This is a genomic window from uncultured Abiotrophia sp. (genome assembly GCF_938010525.1).
GTDB lineage: Bacteria > Bacillota > Bacilli > Lactobacillales > Aerococcaceae > Abiotrophia.
In genome coordinates this window covers 18472-35986 of sequence record NZ_CALLVK010000019.1, presented here as the reverse complement: position 1 = coordinate 35986, position 17515 = coordinate 18472, and the positions used below count along the sequence as shown (strand labels likewise).

Here is a 17515-nt window from a genome sequence, read left to right as displayed (position 1 = left end):
CCTCCTATCTTAATTTTTTAGCTTGGATTTTTTTGCGCATAGCTGGCAAAGCCAAGAAGACGGCTAAGACTAAGGCAGATATCAAGCGGAAGTCAGATGGTAAGAAGCCAAGCTTGAGCACGGCCACCAAGAGTAAGCGATAAAGGACAGAACCCACGACAATGGCACATAGCCTCATAGATAGGGTCAACTGTTTGAAAAGCATCTCCCCAATAATAATGGAAGATAGCGCGATAATCACTGTCCCGGTCCCCATATCCACATCAGCATAACCATTCTGTTGGGCAATCAGCGCCCCACTTACAGCAATAATGCCGTTAGAAGCCATAAGGGCCAAGCATTTCATTAACTTAACCGAAATCCCCATACTATGCGCCATGACTTCATTGTCCCCTGAAGCAACCATGGATTGACCTAAATCAGTCTTAAAGAAATAGCCCAGCAAAAGAATGACAATCAGGGTTAGGATGGATCCCACGAGGAAAATACGACTAGTAGAATCTGCCATTAGGCCAGCTAATAGATCGTAGAGGGTCTTAACCTGGCGCAAACTCAAGTTAGCCCGTTCCATAATTCGCAGATTAATGGAATAAAAGGCAGTTAAGGTAATAATGCCCGCTAAAAGAGATGGAATTTCGAAATAGGTCATCAATAGCCCAGTAACTAAACCGGTCAGCATCCCTGCCACAAAAGCTGTGAGCAAGGATAAGACAGGATGTAAGCCTAGGGTTAAGGTCTTGACTGCGACTGCCGCCCCCACCGCGAAAGAAGCTTCACTTGTCAGATCGGCAAAGTTTAGAATACGAAAGGTAATGTAGAGCCCAATCCCCATAAGGCTGTATAGCAGCCCCTGAGCGATAGCACTATAATAAATTCCCATATAGAAATTACTCCTTGCTTAGATCCTTGAATTGAGAGGTCAGGTCGCTTGGTAATTGAATGCCTAACTTCTCAGCAGTTTGACCGTTATAGACTTTAACGGTTTCTTTAGCAAATTCGATTGGTAAATCAGAAATCTTGGTGCCATCAATAATTTTGAGACCTAGATCGGCTGATTGCTTACCGATATTAGTTTGGCTGATGGCTACTGATAAGAGGGCCCCTTCTTTGACTGCCTTCTCATAAGTTGGAAGAACTGGAATCTTCGCCTTGTCGGTAACATCTAAGAGTGTGCTAATTGAGCTAGCGATCGTATTGTCCGTTGGAATGAAGATGGCTTGACTCTTGCTTGCTAATTCTTCAGCTACTAAAGCCATGTCGTTGGTTGAGTCAATCGTCTTCACTTCTACCTTGTAGCCTAATTTTTCAGCAATAGCTTTAGCTTTTTCAACTTCAGCTTTAGCATTGTCTTCGCTAGTGGTGTACATCATCCCAATAGTTTTAACATCTAAATCAAGGGATTTGAATTGTTTGAAGAGGTCTTCCAAAGGTGCAAAGTCACTAACCCCAGTAATATTGCCGTCTGTCTTATCTAAAGCCGTCACTAATTTGGCGCTGACAGGGTCTGTAATACCAGCTAAAACAATAGGAATTTTGTTGGTAGCTTGTTGTAAGGATTGCGCCACTGGAGTGGTGATGGCAAAGATTAAATCTGGTTCCTTAGCCACTACTTCTTCCGAAATGTTATGAAGTAGGTTCATGTCGCCTTCCGCATTTTGGAAGTCAATTTCTAGGTTATCCCCTTCCTTGTAGCCATGGCTAGCGAGCGATTCCTTAATCCCACCAGTAATTTCATCCAAAGATGGATGAGTCACAAGTTGAACAATGGTAACTTTTAATTTGGCAGGTGCTGCATCCGCCACTAGGCCTTGGCCTGCAATAAGAATTAAAGCGAAGAATAGTGCAACAAATTTAACTACTTTTTTCATGATAAATCTCCTTTTCTCTAATAAAAATTACTTAGCAACAAAAAATCCGACGCCAGCTATGCGTCGGATTAGAAGTCCTATCTAAAAACCTCTGGATTATCTACGCATAGTCTTGACTCAGTGTCTATGCAGTAAACAGAGGTGTTAGGCTACATAGATACAGCAGTATGATAAACTGGGCTGTATCCATTGGAAATGTTCCAAGTCTACAACCTATCTATGCCAGAATTGCCAGTATTTTGTTGCTTGTGTTTGACTTTGAAACATTTGCCTCAACCTTTCATTAATTTATAATCATAGTTTAACCTTGTTTGCAAGCAGTGTCAAGACTAATGTGGAAAATTCTTACTCTTTAACTTCCATGGCTTGAATAAGCTCCGGATTTGGCGTTACACTTAGGGTTTTCTGCCCTTCGTAGATAACATAGCCCGGTTTGGCTCCATTTGGTTTTCTTAGAAACTTAACCTGTAAATAGTCAACTGGAACATTGGCTGACTGTTGAAACTTGGAATAATAGGCTGCTAGCATGGCTGCTTCTGTCAAGGTAGAATCTGAAGGATTTTCAGATTCAATAATGACATGTGAGCCTGGAATATTCTTAGCATGTAGCCACCAGAAGTTCTTATTGGCCTGTTTAAGGCTGAGTTGATCATTCTGAAAATTATTGCGACCTACTAAGATTCGTGTCCCATCACTTGCTTGATAAAGCCGAGGGCCTAAGCCCTTTTCTTGACGGCGTTTTTTGAGATTTTGTTGCTTGGCACTTAAGTAGCCTTGCTCCGCTAGTTCTAGGCGAATTTGCGCTACATCCAGGAGGTCAGCTCGACTAAGTTGTACTTGCACAGATTCCAAATAAGCAATTTCTTCTTGTGCAAGCTGCCTTTGGAGCTCGATATGCTTGAGAGCATCGCGGTATTTGGTATAGCGCTTGAAATAAGCCTGGCTATTTTCAATTGCCGTCTTACGCGGGTCCAAGTCAATTAATATCATTTGTTCATTGTCATAATAATTTGGTAAAGAAACTTGACTCTGTCCCTTTTGAATTTGGTAGGCGTAGGCAGACAGCAATTCACCCTTGACGCGATAGCTTTCTGATTGGGAAGCCACAGCTTGATCTCGATCCAAATTAGCTAGCTTAAGTTGGTTTCGTTCAATCAAATGCTGCAAACGTTGGTTCAAGTCCCCCGTCATTTGCTTAATTCGATCTAATCGAACGCGTTCCGCATAATAGAAAGCAATCAAGCCTGACAATGTCTCATGGGGCACCCACTGACCAGTCACACCTACTAAAGGCGTCATATAAAAATCAGGTTTCTCTGCTTCTAAGAAATAGGCGCCCCCTGCTTCTACTGCCTGACAGAAATCAGCTAGAACTGCCTCCCATTTTTTCCCTGATTGGACTTGGGCTAAGAAGGATTGACTGGCTAGTCGGCCTAGGCCCTGAATGTGGGCTTGAACCTGACCCGGGCTAGTCGCACTAGCTAATCGCTCTGCTAGTTCTACTCTATCCACCTGGCTGAGCTTAAACAAGTTGACTTGTTTCTGATCTTGAGGTGGCCGGCGATAGTCAGCACCGGGCTGCAACAAGCGATAGGAATTAAAAGCCATAGGTACATGTTTAAGACAGTCAATGATGCGACCTTGGCCATTAACCAGAATCACATTGGAATGCCGCCCCATTAGTTCAATAATCAAGCGATAAACCTGACTGTCCCCCAACTCATCTCGTCCCGTAAAATGCAGCTCAACAATCCGATCATTCTCGACTTGTTGAATATCTAGTAGCACGGCTTGCTCTAAGTGTTTACGTAAGAGCATGCAAAACATTGGGGCGTGTTCCGGGTTAGAGGGACGCTCATCCGTCAAATGGAGGCGATAGTATTGAGGATGGATAGAAACCAGAAGACGGAAATTTTGGCGTTGAGATCGAATAACAAGTTGCAGTTCTTGCTCAAAAGGCTGATAAATTTTGGCAACCTTCCCCCCTATTAAGTGGCTACCTAGCTCCTTAACCAAGGCATGAGTCAAAAAACCATCAAAACTCATCCCATCACATCCTCTCTAATTACTTGAATAAAAGAACAGCGCCCTAGGCACTGTTCTTACTTTTAGTCACTTAAACTACTGCTCAGCCACCATTTGCTCTAGTACTTTGAAGAGTTCTTCCCTTGGCACAGAACCTTGGCCACGTTTAAGAATTTCTCCTTTAGCATTGAGAATATAGGTTGTTGGCAGGCTGACAGCGTTAAAAGCAATTTGGTTCTGACGTTGATCGTCATAATAGATTGGTAGGTCAGTCAAGCCAGCTTCTTTCAAATAAGCTTGCGCCTTCTCTGCTGTCTCATCTGGACGGCTACCAGTTGCATTAATCATAACAAAATTAACTTTATCCCCGTATTTGCGGTAGGCTTCCAAGAAATAAGGCATTTCCTCCCGACATGGTGGACACCAAGAAGCCCAAATATTGATGATAGTTGGTTTACCAAATTTTGATGACAAGTCAATGGTATTTCCAAGCTCATCAAGCAACTTAGTCTCAGGAGCAGGCGTCCCCTTACGTTCTGGCTTGTTCACCCCGCGTACGGCCTGGCTACTAGACGACGTGGAACTTGCTGCCTCACTAGAGGAAGAATCAGCCTTGGCAACTTGTGAGCTCGACTCCTCAGATGTGTTAGTAGACACTGCCACTGAAGCAGGTTCTTGATTCGATTGGTTGGCTAGCCAGATACTAGTTCCAATCACTACTAATCCTAAAATGGCTAGGGCTGGATAAAGCAATTTCTTAACTTTGTTCATAAAAGCTCCCTTTCGACAGATAACTAGCGAGCCGCGTAGCTATCAGTTAATGGTGGTACAATTTGTTTTTTACGTGACACGACCCCAGGTAGCTCTAATTGTTGGTCCACCACTTTTTGACCAAAAGCAGCCTCTAAGGCAGATAGGTCTTGACCTACAACTAAACCAAAGGAATTGCTATCTAAGACATCTGTCACAACCAGCAAGAAGAGTTCATATCCTTTTGCTTCAACTTCTGCTTGCATTGCCTTTAGGAGAGCCTCTTTACGTGCCAAGAGCTCAGCAAAGCCAATGGCATTGACTTGAGCAATCCGTACTTGACGGCCATTCATGTCAAAGCTCTTAGCATCTAAGTTGAGTAAGGTTTCTTCGGATTTGCTTGCCAAGTTAGTCCCAGCCTTCAATAAATCCAAACCATATACTTGTGCATCAACACCTGCCAGTTGTGCCAAAGCTTGAGCAGCATCCACATCTTCAGGGGTGCAGGTTGGTGATTTAAAGAGTAAGCTATCAGAGATGATGGCAGACAGCATAAGACCGGCAATTTGGGCAGGAATTTCAATTCCTGCTTCACCAAACATCTTATAAAGTACGGTGGCAGTACAGCCAATTGGCTCACAACGATAGTATAATGGTTGCGCAGACTCAAAACCAATCCGGTGGTGGTCAATGACATAGTCTACTGTTAAATCAGCTAAATCATCAATAGATTGGCTGGCTTCATTGTGGTCAACCAAAGCCACATGGGCACCTGTCCCAGCCGCTGATTCAATCACTCGAGGCGCTTGAGCTTTAAAGTAATCAAGGGCAAAGGCCGTTTCTTCATTAGGTGTGCCAAGTGCTACGGCCTCTGCTTGGTGGCCTTTTTGATTAAGGTAGTAGGCAAAAGCAATAGCAGATGCAATGGTGTCAGTGTCTGGGTTTTTATGTCCGAAAACTAAATATTGGGTCATGTCAGTGGATCCTCCTATAAGATAATTACTGCCTTAATTTTAACATGTAGCTGGGAAAAATTATAGCCCCAAAGAGGTCCAGGCAAAGTCCCTCATACCCTTTCATTTTACGCTTTCACACACAGCTTGGCAACTTTCCCGCCTATAACTTGTCCACAAAAATAAATAGCCTTTAGTGATAGTAAATCACTAAAGGCTATTCAATCCTTAAGCTGTTAGATAACCGCGATAAGAGGCAGTTTCTAGAATACGTTTGGCATTCTCTACCCGATCAGGTGTTGGCGGCTCAATACCTGCTAGACGGTATTTAATCCCCAGGGCTTCGTACTTGTAAACTCCTAACTTATGATATGGCAAGACTTCAAATTTCAAGACATTCTTAAGCGTCTTAACGAAGGCACTAAGACGAATCAGGTATTCATCAAAGTCAGTTCGTTCAGGTACCAAGACATGGCGAATCCATACTGGTTGACCAATATCAGATAAATAGTTGGCTAAGTCTAGGATATTCTCGTTAGGCTGACCAGTTAACTTACGGTGGCCATCTGAATCAATGTGCTTAAGATCCAAGAGAATTAAATCTGTATACTTAAGCAATTCATTAAATTTACTAAAGAATGGCTCCTTGCGGGTGAATGGTCCCCCACATGAGTCTAAAGTAGTGTGGACTCCATTGGCTTTACAGATTTTGAAAAACTCAATAATAAAGTCAATCTGCAAGAGAGGCTCTCCCCCACTTACCGTAACGCCACCCTTCTTACCCCAGAAATCCTGGTATTGAACGGCCTCGTCAAAGAGTTGTTGAGGTGTGTAGTCATGTCCCCCACGCGTCGCCCAAGTATCTGGGTTGTGGCAAAATTCGCAACGTAGGCGGCAGCCCTGCATGAAGGTAATAAATCGAATGCCTGGGCCATCCACGGACCCAAAACTTTCGGTTGAATGGACATGACCAATTACTTGTGTTGTGGCTGTGTTCCCAAATTGCATTGCATTTATCTCCTTACCTATCTCTATATAAAGGGCAAAAGCGACGAGTTGCCCCGTCACTTTTCCCAGTCAAGACTCGACTATTACATTTGGCTATGCATAGTCCGGTTGATAACGTCTAATTGTTGTTCACGGGTCAACTTAATGAAGTTAACGGCGTAACCAGATACCCGGATGGTTAATTGTGGGTAGTTTTCTGGGTGTTCCATCGCATCCACTAAGGTGTCGCGGTTGAATACGTTGATGTTGAGGTGGTGACCACCTTTTTTAGAATAACCATCCAACATGTTGGATAAGTTTTCTTGTTGCACATCTTCTTCCTTCCCTAAGGCACGTGGGATGATGGAGAAGGTGTTAGAAATACCGTCTAGTGCGTAAGAGTATGGTACTTTAGCAACAGATGATAAGGAAGCCAAAGCCCCGTGAGTGTCACGACCGTGCATTGGGTTAGCACCTGGTGCAAATGGTTGACCTGCACGACGACCGTCAGGTGTGTTACCAGTCTTCTTACCATACACAACGTTAGAAGTGATGGTTAAGATAGAAGTAGTGTGTTGCGCATTACGGTAAGTTGGGTGCTTCTTAACTTTAGTCATGAAGCGTTTCAAGAGATCAACCGCCATGCTATCTACGCGGTCATCGTTGTTCCCATATTTAGGGAAGTCGCCTTCAACTTCAAAGTCAACAACTACGCCGTTTTCGTCACGGATTGTCTTAACTTTACCGTATTTGATTGCAGACAAGGAGTCAGCCGCTACAGAGAAACCAGCGATACCAGTCGCCATTGTACGGTGAATGTAGGTATCTTGAACCGCCATTTGAATGCGTTCGTAGCTGTACTTGTCGTGCATGTAGTGGATACAGTTGAGGGCATTGACATAAAGTCCTGCCAACCATTCCATCATATCATCATACTTTTCCATTACTTCTTCGAAGTCTAGGTATTCAGAAGTGATTGGTCGGAACTTAGGACCTACTTGAGCCTTAGATTTTTCATCGACACCACCGTTGATTGCGTAGAGCAAGCACTTAGCTAAGTTAGCACGAGCGCCGAAGAATTGCATTTGTTTACCAACACGCATTGCAGACACACAGCAGGCAATCGCATAGTCATCACCATATTGTGGACGCATTACTTCGTCGTTTTCGTATTGGATAGCTGAAGATTCGATAGACATCTTAGCTGCAAAGGTCTTGAAGCCATCAGTTAACTGTGGTGACCAAAGCACGGTTAAGTTTGGTTCTGGTGCTGGACCTAAGTTAGATAAGGTGTGGAGGTAACGGAAGGAGTTCTTAGTTACCAATGGGCGACCATCTAAACCAACCCCTGCAATAGATTCAGTTACCCAGGTTGGGTCCCCAGAGAAGAGTTCGTTATATTCAGGTGTACGCATGAATTTAACTAGACGTAACTTCATGATGAAGTGGTCAACTAATTCTTGCGCTTCTTCTTCCGTCAAGGTACCATTGCGTAAGTCACGTTCTACGTAGATGTCTAAGAAGGTAGAAGTACGACCCAAGGACATTGCTGCCCCGTTTTGTTCTTTAATAGCAGCTAAGTACGCTAAGTAGAGCCATTGGAAAGCTTCTTTAGCAGTAGTTGCTGGTTTAGAAATATCGAAGCCGTAGATTTCCCCTAATTTCTTAAGGTCTTTCAATGAACGATATTGTTCTGACAATTCTTCACGTAATTGTAAGATGTCATTGGTCATAACATCGCAACCGATGTTGTTGTAGTCTTTGAGTTTTTCTTCCATCAAACGGTCAACACCGTAGAGAGCAACACGACGGTAGTCACCAATGATACGGCCACGACCATAAGCATCTGGTAGACCAGTGATGATCCCAGACTTACGAGCTGCACGCATTTCTGGTGTATAAACATCAAATACCCCTTGGTTATGCGTTTTACGGTATTCAGTAAAGATGTGAGATACTTCTGGGTCTACATGGAAACCATAAGCTTCTGCAGACTTTTCAGACATACGAATCCCACCAAATGGTTGTAAACCACGTTTGAATGGTTTGTCAGTTTGGAAACCAACCACTTGTTCCTTGTCTTTATCTAAGTAACCAGGACCGTGAGAAGTGATGGTAGATACAACAGATGTGTCAGTATCTAAGACACCGCCTGCTTCACGTTCTTGCTTGTTCAAGTCCATTACTTGCGCCCATAAGTCTTTGGTTGCTTGGGTAGGACCTGCTAAGAAACTATCGTCTCCTTCATAGAGCGTATAGTTTTGTTGGATGAAATCGCGCACGTCGATTTCTTCCTGCCATTTTTTACCTTTAAAGCCTTGCCATTGTTCCATAGATATCCTCCTTAACTGAACTGTAAATTATCTAGTACAACAACTTTTATATGTTCATTATAACACTCACATTTTAAAATGCAAGCCCTTTAGCTCAGAAACATCAAGTAAAATATCTTGTTATATCAAGGTTTACACCGGTTTCACAAAGTCGTGCATATTGTGCAAAAGTTTGTGAAATATCTATCCTGTACTAATTCTGTTTGCTAATAATTTGTCATCTGTATTAGTACATTTGCTTCTAACCCTAGTCCTACACGTTTTCTTTTTCTTACAAAAAATCTATAACAAGCAATACTAAGACAGATCTATCTTCTTCTACAAGTAAAATGAACAAACTTTATTACCCTACCCTCACTATCTTGCACAAAGTCCAAGCAAAAAATAACCATCGCCCAATCAGACGATGGTTAAAAAACTAATTTACTTCTGAAGCCTGAGATTGGATGTCCAAAACTAAATAGCAGTCTAAGACGTTACCTAATTTGGCTAAATCAGGCGCTTGCGAGCCGTTAGCAAGGCGATCCGACAGTGGGATCTCACTAGCTGGAAAGACCACACTTTGTCCTGTATCCCCTAAAAGACAGACTTGGTGCTGAGCTTTATCAAGAGCTAGGACTTTCAATAATTGATGTGGATTGGTTTTTAATTCTTTTAGTAAGAGGACACCACGAGAACCACGTCCCAGTTCAGGTATGACAGTTAGGTCGCTGCGTTTCACATTGCCACGTTGAGTCAAGGCAAAGAGTTGCGGGCGTTTTGCTTCTTGATTAACGACTAGGCAGGCCACCACTTGGTCTTCTTCTTTCAACTTAATAGCTGTTACCCCCTTGGCTTTCAGACCCATTTCTGATACTAAGTCAGCTGAGTAACGCAAGCAATAAGAACGTTTGGTCAACAAGACCACTTCATAGTTCTGGCCGGTCTTAAGGCATTCTGCTGCTACCACTTCATCTTGATCGTCTAGCAGATTCATAGCCTTTGCCGTCCGCGTTTTATATGATCGGTAAGTTGTGAAGGCCGATAATGGCGTCTGCTTAATCATACCAGCCTTAGTAGCTAAGATAACTTTATGATCCTCTTGGTTGGCCACAAAAGCATTAACAAAGCGCTCGCCATCTTGAAGTTGATAGTTTTGGGACAGATGGACCCCAAGATCCTTCCATTTAATTTCAGGCAGTTCATGTACCGGAATATGGATATAATTTCCCTTGGAAGTGATAATGACTAATTCTTGGTGAGTACTGAGTTCCTCAACAAAGATTGGATAGTCAAAGTCACGTAAGCCCAAACTATTTAGATCAGATGAGGCAAAGGAACGCATACTGGTTCGCTTCATATAGCCTTCCTTGGTCAAGGAAACCATAACCTGTTCGTCAGGAATCAGAATATGGGTGTCGATTTCCAGGCTCTGAACTTGAGCTTGAATTTGACTACGACGAGGCGTTGCAAACTCTTTTTTAATGGCTTTAAGCTCATTAATCAAAACCTTATTGAGAATTTCAGGATTAGATAGGATATTTTGATACATCAAAATTCGTTCATTTAATTCCAAACGTTCCTGTTGCAAGGCCGTAATATCGGTATTGGTCAAACGATAAAGTTGTAAGGACACAATGGCTTCGGCTTGTTCTAAAGAAAAATCAAACTCGGCTACCAAGTTTTCCTTAGCATCCTGTTTATTATCAGACCGACGAATGGTAGCAATGACTTCATCCAGAATGGAAACCACGCGAATCAAGCCATCTACAATATGTAGACGTTTTTGGTCATTAGCCAAATCATACTGAGTACGACGGGTGACGACTTCCTGTTGATGACTGATATAGGCTTCCAACATCGTTTGTAAATTGACCAGTTCTGGTCGTCTTTTGTTGATGGCTACCATATTAAAATGGTAGTTAACCTGCAGATCAGTATGTTTTAGGAGGTAGGTCAGAATCCCCTTGGCGTCCACATCACGCTTGAGTTCTACAACCAGACGCACTCCATTGCGGTCAGATTCATCGCGAACATCCGCGATGCCTTCTACCTTACGCTGAATGCGAATTTCGTCTAAGCGTTGAATGAGTTTGCTCTTGTTGACTTCGTATGGCAATTCGGTCACCACAATCTGACTCTTACCACCTTTTAAGGTCTCAATATCAGTTTGCGAAACCAGGGTAATTTTTCCCTGCCCAGTCTTATAGGCTTGTTGAATGGCATCAATGCCTTGGATAATGGCCCCCGTAGGGAAGTCAGGTCCCGGTACTAACTCCAACAATTCCTCTAACTTAGGGCGCTTGTGGGTTAAGAGATAGATGACGGCATCAATAATTTCACCTAGGTTATGAGGAGGAATTTCAGTGGCATAACCAGCTGAAATCCCTGTTGCCCCATTGACTAAGAGGTTAGGGAAACGTGCTGGCAGAACCGTTGGCTCCTCTTCCGTATCATCGAAGTTAAGGATAAAATCAACGGTTTCTTGCTTAATATCACGCAGTAACTGAGCAGCAATAGGTGACAGGCGGGCTTCAGTATAACGCATAGCCGCGGCTGGGTCCCCATCCATAGAACCGTTATTTCCGTGCATATCAATCAGAGGATTACGTAACTTCCAGTCTTGACTCATGCGGACCATGGCTTCATAGACAGAAGAGTCCCCATGAGGGTGATAATTACCGATGACATTACCGACCGTCTTTGCGGACTTACGATAAGGATTGTCGGCTGTATTACGGTCACGATACATAGCGTATAGAATTCGGCGTTGAACCGGCTTGAGACCGTCTCGAATATCTGGCAAGGCCCGGTCTTGAATGATGTACTTGGAATAACGACCAAAGCGATCACCAATCACATCCGCAAAGCTTAATTCTTGAATCATTTCTTGGCTCATGCTTAGACCTCCTCATCATTAAAGAGTGAAAATTCACCGGAATCCTGGGCGATTAACTCAGGTCCTTGGGCTTCTTGACGCGCATCTTGTTGTTTGACTAAACTTTCATGATGGGCATGACTAGATTCTTGCCCTTGCGACATTTCCAGAAGTGAGTCTTCTGTATCTAGCGTAAAACTGACATGACGCTCAATCCACTTACGTCGTGGTTCTACCTTATTACCCATCAGGGTAGTCAGTCGGCGTTCCGCGCGTGCCCCATCATCAATCGTGACACGAATCAATAGACGGGTTTCCGGGTTCATGGTAGTATCCCATAGCTGGTCAGCGTTCATTTCCCCAAGACCTTTATAGCGCTGGAGGACATAGCCTTTGCCAACTTTGGCAATTTTGCTGGCTAATTCTTCATCTGTCCAGGCATATTCCACCACTTGCTTCTTACCTGATCCTTTAGATATTTTGAAGAGCGGAGGCATAGCCAGATAGACCTTGCCCGCTTCTAACAAGGGCTTCATATAACGGTAGAAGAAAGTTAAGAGTAAGACTTGAATGTGGGCACCATCCGTGTCCGCATCGGTCATGATAATGACTTTGTTATAGTTAATCGACTCTAGGTCAAAATCTGCCCCTACTCCAGCCCCAATTGTATAAATCATGGTATTGATTTCCTCGTTTTTGAGGATATCTTGCATAGAGGCTTTTTCGGTGTTGATGACCTTACCACGAAGTGGTAGGATGGCTTGATATTGACGGTTACGACCAAGCTTAGCTGAGCCACCTGCAGAGTCCCCTTCGACTAGGTAGAGTTCATTCTTGCTAGCATCTTTTGATTGAGCCTTGGTTAATTTACCGGAAATCGCTCGTTCTTGGGCCTGCTTCTTAGAACCAGAACGCGCCGCGTCACGTGCCTTACGAGCCGCTTCTCGCGTTTCTCTGGCCTTAATGGCCTTACGCAAAATCATCTGAGAGAAGTTACCATTCTCATTGAGATAGGCCGTCATTTTCTCGTTAACGAAGTTTTCTACCAGTGGGCGCGCCTTAGGCGTTCCGAGTTTTTCCTTGGTTTGACCTTCAAATTGTAGGTATTCCTCAGGAATACGTAGCGAAATAACCGCTGTTAGCCCTTCTCTGACATCTGAACCTTCCAAGTTCTTATCCTTGTCTTTGAGCAGCCCCACCTTACGTGCATAGTCATTGAAGGCCTTGGTCATGCCGGTCTTCATCCCAACCTCATGGCTACCCCCGCCACCTGTGCGAACATTATTGGCGAAGGATAGAATGGTCTCAGAATAGCCATCATTATATTGAAAGGCAAAATCAATTTCAAAGCCCTCAACCTCACCAGCAAAACCAGCGATATCTCCAAGAGTATCTTTCTCTTCATTTAAATAAGTAATGAAGTCAATCAGACCTTGGCTGAAGTGGAAGACTTCATGATAATCAATGCGTTCATCAATTAGTTCAATCGTTAAGTCCTTAAGTAAGAAAGCTGACTCGCGCAAACGTTCTGCAATCGTCTCACTGTTTATGCTAGCATGACCGAAAATTTTGCTGTCAGGCATAAAATGCACGGTAGTCCCATGTTTAGACTTGTTGGAGTTTTTAGTCTTAATTAGTTTAGTAACCGGAACGCCCCCATTCTCAAAGCGCATCTGATAGGTATAGCCATCACGGTCCACCTCAACCTGCACCCAAGTAGAGAGCGCATTAACCACTGACGCCCCTACCCCGTGAAGGCCGCCGGCAGACTTATAGCCACCTTGACCAAATTTACCCCCGGCATGGAGGACAGTAAAGACCACTTCAATGGTTGGCTTACCGGAAGCATGCAAGCCGACTGGCAAACCACGACCATTATCTTGAACCTTAACGCTGCCATCTTGACAGATGGTTACATTAATATGGTCTGCAAAACCTGACAAAGCTTCATCGACAGCATTGTCCACAATTTCATATAAAAGGTGATGCAAGCCACGTTGATCAGTAGAGCCGATATACATACCCGGACGCTTGCGTACGGCTTCTAAACCCTCTAGGATTTGGATGGCATCATCACCATAATTTGTTAATAATTGCTGCTTATCAGCCATTATTGTCACCTCAACTTTTTGTTTCAACTGTTCTATCATACCAAATACTAGGTCTAGATTTCAATTAAATCTTTCATCTGGCCCATTCTAGCGCATCATCCGCCAAATAGCAACTGAAAGATGTCCTCTGGCCTTTTTTTTACTAGGAATTCGTGATACACTAAAGGGGAATTTAAAGGAGGCTCTCTATGCATCTCAAAATCCTATTGATTATTGCTACCTACTTACTAGGTTCCATTCCTACTGGGGTTTGGTATTCACGTCTACGCTATCGCCAAGATGTGCGCCAAACCGGCTCTGGTAACAGTGGTGCGACTAACATTGGACGTACCTATGGCTTTCAGTCAGCCGTCTTAGTTGCCATGATCGATGTCTTAAAAGGCTGGATTCCAGTCCTCTTAGCCAAATGGCTCTTCACAGATAATGCTTGGGTGATCTCGGCTGTCGCCCTTGCAGCCTTAATTGGCCATGCCTATCCCATCTGGGCCAACTTCAAGGGCGGCAAGATTGTTGCTACTTCTATTGGTGTTTTGCTAGGCTTCCATTTCTGGATTGCCTTGGTCATGGTTATTAGCTTCTTTACCCTACTCTATCTAACCAGTACCGTTAGCTTCTCAGCCATGGTTGCTTATAGCTTGACCGCCTGCTATCTCTTCTTGACTCAGCCCAATAAAATCTACGGTGTGACCTTTATCATGATCGCCCTCTTCATGATTTATCGTCACCGCCAGAACATTGAGCGCCTACTGCGCCATGAAGAAAAGACTATCAGTTTTGGTCTCGGTCTCTGGCTCAATCAGCATGGATCCAAGGATTCATCACAAACTAAATAAAAGCAAACACGCTTAGCTCCCAACAGAGTTAAGCGTGTTTTTTTACTTATCTTTTTCAGCCAGATAGGCCTCAATGGCATGCATAAAGTCATAGCCATACTGAGATAATTTCTTCTGCCCCACACCAGAGATGGTCAGAAAGGCTGTCTCCGTCGTCGGGAAATGACGACACAATGCCCGCAAGGTAGCATCCGAAAAAATAATAAAAGGTGGTACTTGGTGCTTTTGGGCCAAATCATAACGGACTTGCCGTAAACGCTCAAAGAGTACCTGATCATAGGCATCGTGGCTCTCATTACCACGTGCCTTGACTTGACTCATCTTAGCAATACTCATGGCCAAGGTATGCTTAATGGATACCTGCTCCTGTCCCTTTAATACCGGCTTAGCCTTAGAAGTTAGGTTGAGAATGGGATAGTCTTGCCCCACCATCTTAAGATAACCTTCTACCACCAAGGCACTAATATATCGCTTGATTTGGGCTTCTGGTATGTCTTTCATGAGCCCATAAGTAGGTAAGTCAGCTAGATAAGTCCCTTTGATGTCAGCTTTCTGACTACCCTTAAGGACCTCGGCCACCTTAGTCAAACCATAACGTTGGCCCATACGATAGACACAGGCTAGAATTTTTTGCGCAGGCAGCGTAATATCAACCTGTTCTACTGTCGTTGTGCAATTGGTACAGGACTGACAGTTCCTTTCATGTGGGGCTTCACCAAAGTAACGTAGCATAAACCCCCGCAAACATTGAGTCGTTCGGCAATAGTCAATCATTTCATTGAGTTTCTGGCGACCGATTGGATCGCCACCTTGTTCAATCAAGTAGACATTGGTCATAATGTCACGGTCTGAATAGAACAAGGTACAACGAGAGTCTTCGCCATCTCGGCCAGCGCGACCAGCTTCCTGATAGTAGGATTCCAAATCCTTGGGCATGGCATAATGGATGACCTGACGCACATTGGATTTATCAATCCCCATACCAAAGGCATTAGTTGCTACTACTACCTGAATCTCATCAAATTGAAAGGCGCGTTGAGTGGCATGACGATCCGACATGTCCATCCCAGCATGGTAGGGTCTGGCCTGAATTCCGGCCTGATTTAGCTTGCTCGCGACAGACTCCACGTCTTTACGTGTGGCACAATAGACAATGCTGGGCTCGCCACTTGCCAATAATTCCTTGAGCCTTCTCATTTTATCGCTTGGTTCTTCCAAGGCAAAGAAAAGATTAGGTCGATCAAATCCTGTCACCATTTCAAAGGGCTTTTGTAGCCCTAAATAATGGACAATGTCTTGCCTAACCTGTTGCGTGGCTGTCGCCGTAAAAGCCGCCATAATCGGCCGTTTGTCTAGATAGTCCAGCAAATGAGGAATGGCTTGGTAGGAAGGACGAAAGTCATTGCCCCATTGGGAGATACAGTGGGCTTCGTCCACTGCTACCAGACTGACCTCTACTTGACTAACTAAATTCAAAAAATAATCATTTGACAGGCGTTCTGGTGCAATATAAGCCAGTTTGACTTGCCCACTTCTTAAGGCTGCTACCGCTTGGCGATTTTCTTCCAAGCTTTGCCCACTATTAATCAGTACGGCAGGTATGCCCATGGCTACCAAGCTAGAAACTTGATCTTGCATGAGGGAAATAAGTGGCGAAATCACCAAGGTAACCCCTGGCATGAGCATAGCTGGCACTTGAAAGCAAAGAGACTTACCAGCAGAAGTTGGCATAATGGCCATAGCATCCCGTCCAGATAGAATAGCATCAATAATGGCTTCTTGACCGGGACGGAAATGATCATACCCATAATAGGCTTCTAGAACCCCCATTTTGGTTTGGGGCGCCAATTCAAGGGAATGCATATGTTTAGCCTCGCTTTCTGCTAATTCCTAAATTTCTTGTCTTAGTTTTTCTTAGTAAAGGTCAGGGTGTAGTCATGAGTGGATACATTGGATGGTCCCACTTCTATGACCTGGTATTTTTCTGGCCACTGGCCACTTGTCTCGCTACTATCCGCAATGCCCGCCCATGGTTCTAGGCAGACAAATGGTGCTTTAACAGGATAAGGAGACCAAATCCCCACAAAGGTCATGCCATGATGGCTGAGTCCAATGCTGGCTTGAGCGTCTTCTAAAAGCAACTCAGTCTCTGGCTTGATTTGATAGATGAGCGCGTCCTTCTTAAAGGTCTTGTGGCTAAGTTCCATTCGACTAAGCTCTTGGTAGCGCGCCTTATTAAGCTCAATTAAGCCACTCGCAACATCTAAGGGAATATGGCGCAACATCTCTTGCGGTTGGAAGCTAAGCCATACCCCGTCAAATTCTTCCTTGGCATTATGGCAAACATTAAAGGCCGGATGACCTCCGATGTTATAATAAAGGACCTGACTCGTATGAGGATTATGGACCGTATATGAAACAGTCAAACGTCTACCTGACAAAATATAGGAGACTTGCAACACAAAGTCGAAAGGATACAGGTTCTTAGTCTCATCATTTGAGGTAAGTTCAAAGGTAACCGCTTGTTGCGACTGAGCAATAACACGAAAGTAACTATCTCTAGCAAAACCATGACGTGGTAAGCGATAGGCTTGCCCCTGATAGGAGACAGCCCCTTCCTTTAAGCTACCCACAATCGGAAAGAGAATGGGTGCCTGTCGTCCCCAGTAGTTGGGATCTCCTTGCCAGATGAATTCATAACCAGACGCACGGTCCAAGACAGAGGTCAATTCAGCCCCCATCTCTTTAATTTTTACGATCACTTGCTCATTCTCTAGTTGTATCATGGATCTACCTCC

Annotated in this window: 12 protein-coding genes; 1 reads left to right on the top strand and 11 read right to left on the bottom strand. The window is 44.0% G+C overall.

Translation table 11 applies throughout. The features are described 5' to 3' along the window. Positions 1 to 4: 4 nt before the first annotated feature. From Q0339_RS03780 to parE, 9 genes are all read right to left on the bottom strand, one after another. The gene (locus Q0339_RS03780) at positions 5 to 880 is read right to left on the bottom strand and encodes an ABC transporter permease (RefSeq protein ID WP_298077472.1); all 876 of its coding nucleotides are present in this window, start codon (positions 878 to 880) and stop codon (positions 5 to 7) included. A gap of 7 nt (positions 881 to 887) precedes the next feature. Then, positions 888 to 1868, bottom strand: coding sequence for an ABC transporter substrate-binding protein (locus tag Q0339_RS03775; RefSeq protein WP_298077471.1), 981 nt, complete (start codon positions 1866 to 1868; stop codon positions 888 to 890). 345 nt (positions 1869 to 2213) lie between these two features. Next, positions 2214 to 3914 (bottom strand): NFACT RNA binding domain-containing protein, encoded by a 1701-nt coding sequence (locus Q0339_RS03770; protein WP_298077470.1) that lies wholly within the window; start codon positions 3912 to 3914, stop codon positions 2214 to 2216. Positions 3915 to 3989: 75 nt separating this feature from the next. Beyond that, positions 3990 to 4664, bottom strand: a complete 675-nt coding sequence (locus tag Q0339_RS03765; RefSeq protein ID WP_298077469.1) for a TlpA disulfide reductase family protein — start codon at positions 4662 to 4664, stop codon at positions 3990 to 3992. A gap of 23 nt (positions 4665 to 4687) precedes the next feature. Beyond that, positions 4688 to 5617 carry a manganese-dependent inorganic pyrophosphatase gene (locus Q0339_RS03760; RefSeq protein WP_298077468.1) on the bottom strand — a complete coding sequence of 310 codons (930 nt, stop codon included), beginning with the start codon at positions 5615 to 5617 and terminating at the stop codon, positions 4688 to 4690. A 207-nt stretch (positions 5618 to 5824) separates the two neighbouring features. Then, a complete protein-coding gene (gene pflA, locus Q0339_RS03755) occupies positions 5825 to 6604 on the bottom strand; it encodes a pyruvate formate-lyase-activating protein (protein ID WP_298077467.1) in 780 nt (259 codons plus the stop codon). A gap of 83 nt (positions 6605 to 6687) precedes the next feature. Next, positions 6688 to 8916: a formate C-acetyltransferase gene (gene pflB / locus Q0339_RS03750; protein ID WP_298077466.1), complete on the bottom strand. Its 2229-nt coding sequence runs from the start codon at positions 8914 to 8916 to the stop codon at positions 6688 to 6690. A 418-nt stretch (positions 8917 to 9334) separates the two neighbouring features. Continuing rightward, positions 9335 to 11794, bottom strand: a complete 2460-nt coding sequence (gene parC / locus Q0339_RS03745; protein ID WP_298077465.1) for a DNA topoisomerase IV subunit A — start codon at positions 11792 to 11794, stop codon at positions 9335 to 9337. A gap of 2 nt (positions 11795 to 11796) precedes the next feature. Next, the gene (parE, locus tag Q0339_RS03740; protein WP_298077464.1) at positions 11797 to 13884 is read right to left on the bottom strand and encodes a DNA topoisomerase IV subunit B; all 2088 of its coding nucleotides are present in this window, start codon (positions 13882 to 13884) and stop codon (positions 11797 to 11799) included. A gap of 188 nt (positions 13885 to 14072) precedes the next feature. Here parE and plsY point away from each other — a divergent pair, with 188 nt between their 5' ends. Beyond that, complete coding sequence (gene plsY, locus Q0339_RS03735; RefSeq protein WP_298077463.1) at positions 14073 to 14717, top strand: glycerol-3-phosphate 1-O-acyltransferase PlsY; 645 nt, start codon at positions 14073 to 14075, stop codon at positions 14715 to 14717. Positions 14718 to 14759: 42 nt separating this feature from the next. Here the strand turns inward: plsY and recQ are convergent, their stop codons facing one another. Both recQ and Q0339_RS03725 read right to left on the bottom strand, forming a co-directional pair. After that, positions 14760 to 16580, bottom strand: a complete 1821-nt coding sequence (gene recQ / locus Q0339_RS03730; RefSeq protein ID WP_298077461.1) for a DNA helicase RecQ — start codon at positions 16578 to 16580, stop codon at positions 14760 to 14762. A 41-nt stretch (positions 16581 to 16621) separates the two neighbouring features. Further along, a complete protein-coding gene (locus Q0339_RS03725; RefSeq protein WP_298077459.1) occupies positions 16622 to 17503 on the bottom strand; it encodes an aldose 1-epimerase family protein in 882 nt (293 codons plus the stop codon). Between the last annotated feature and the right edge of the window lie 12 nt (positions 17504 to 17515).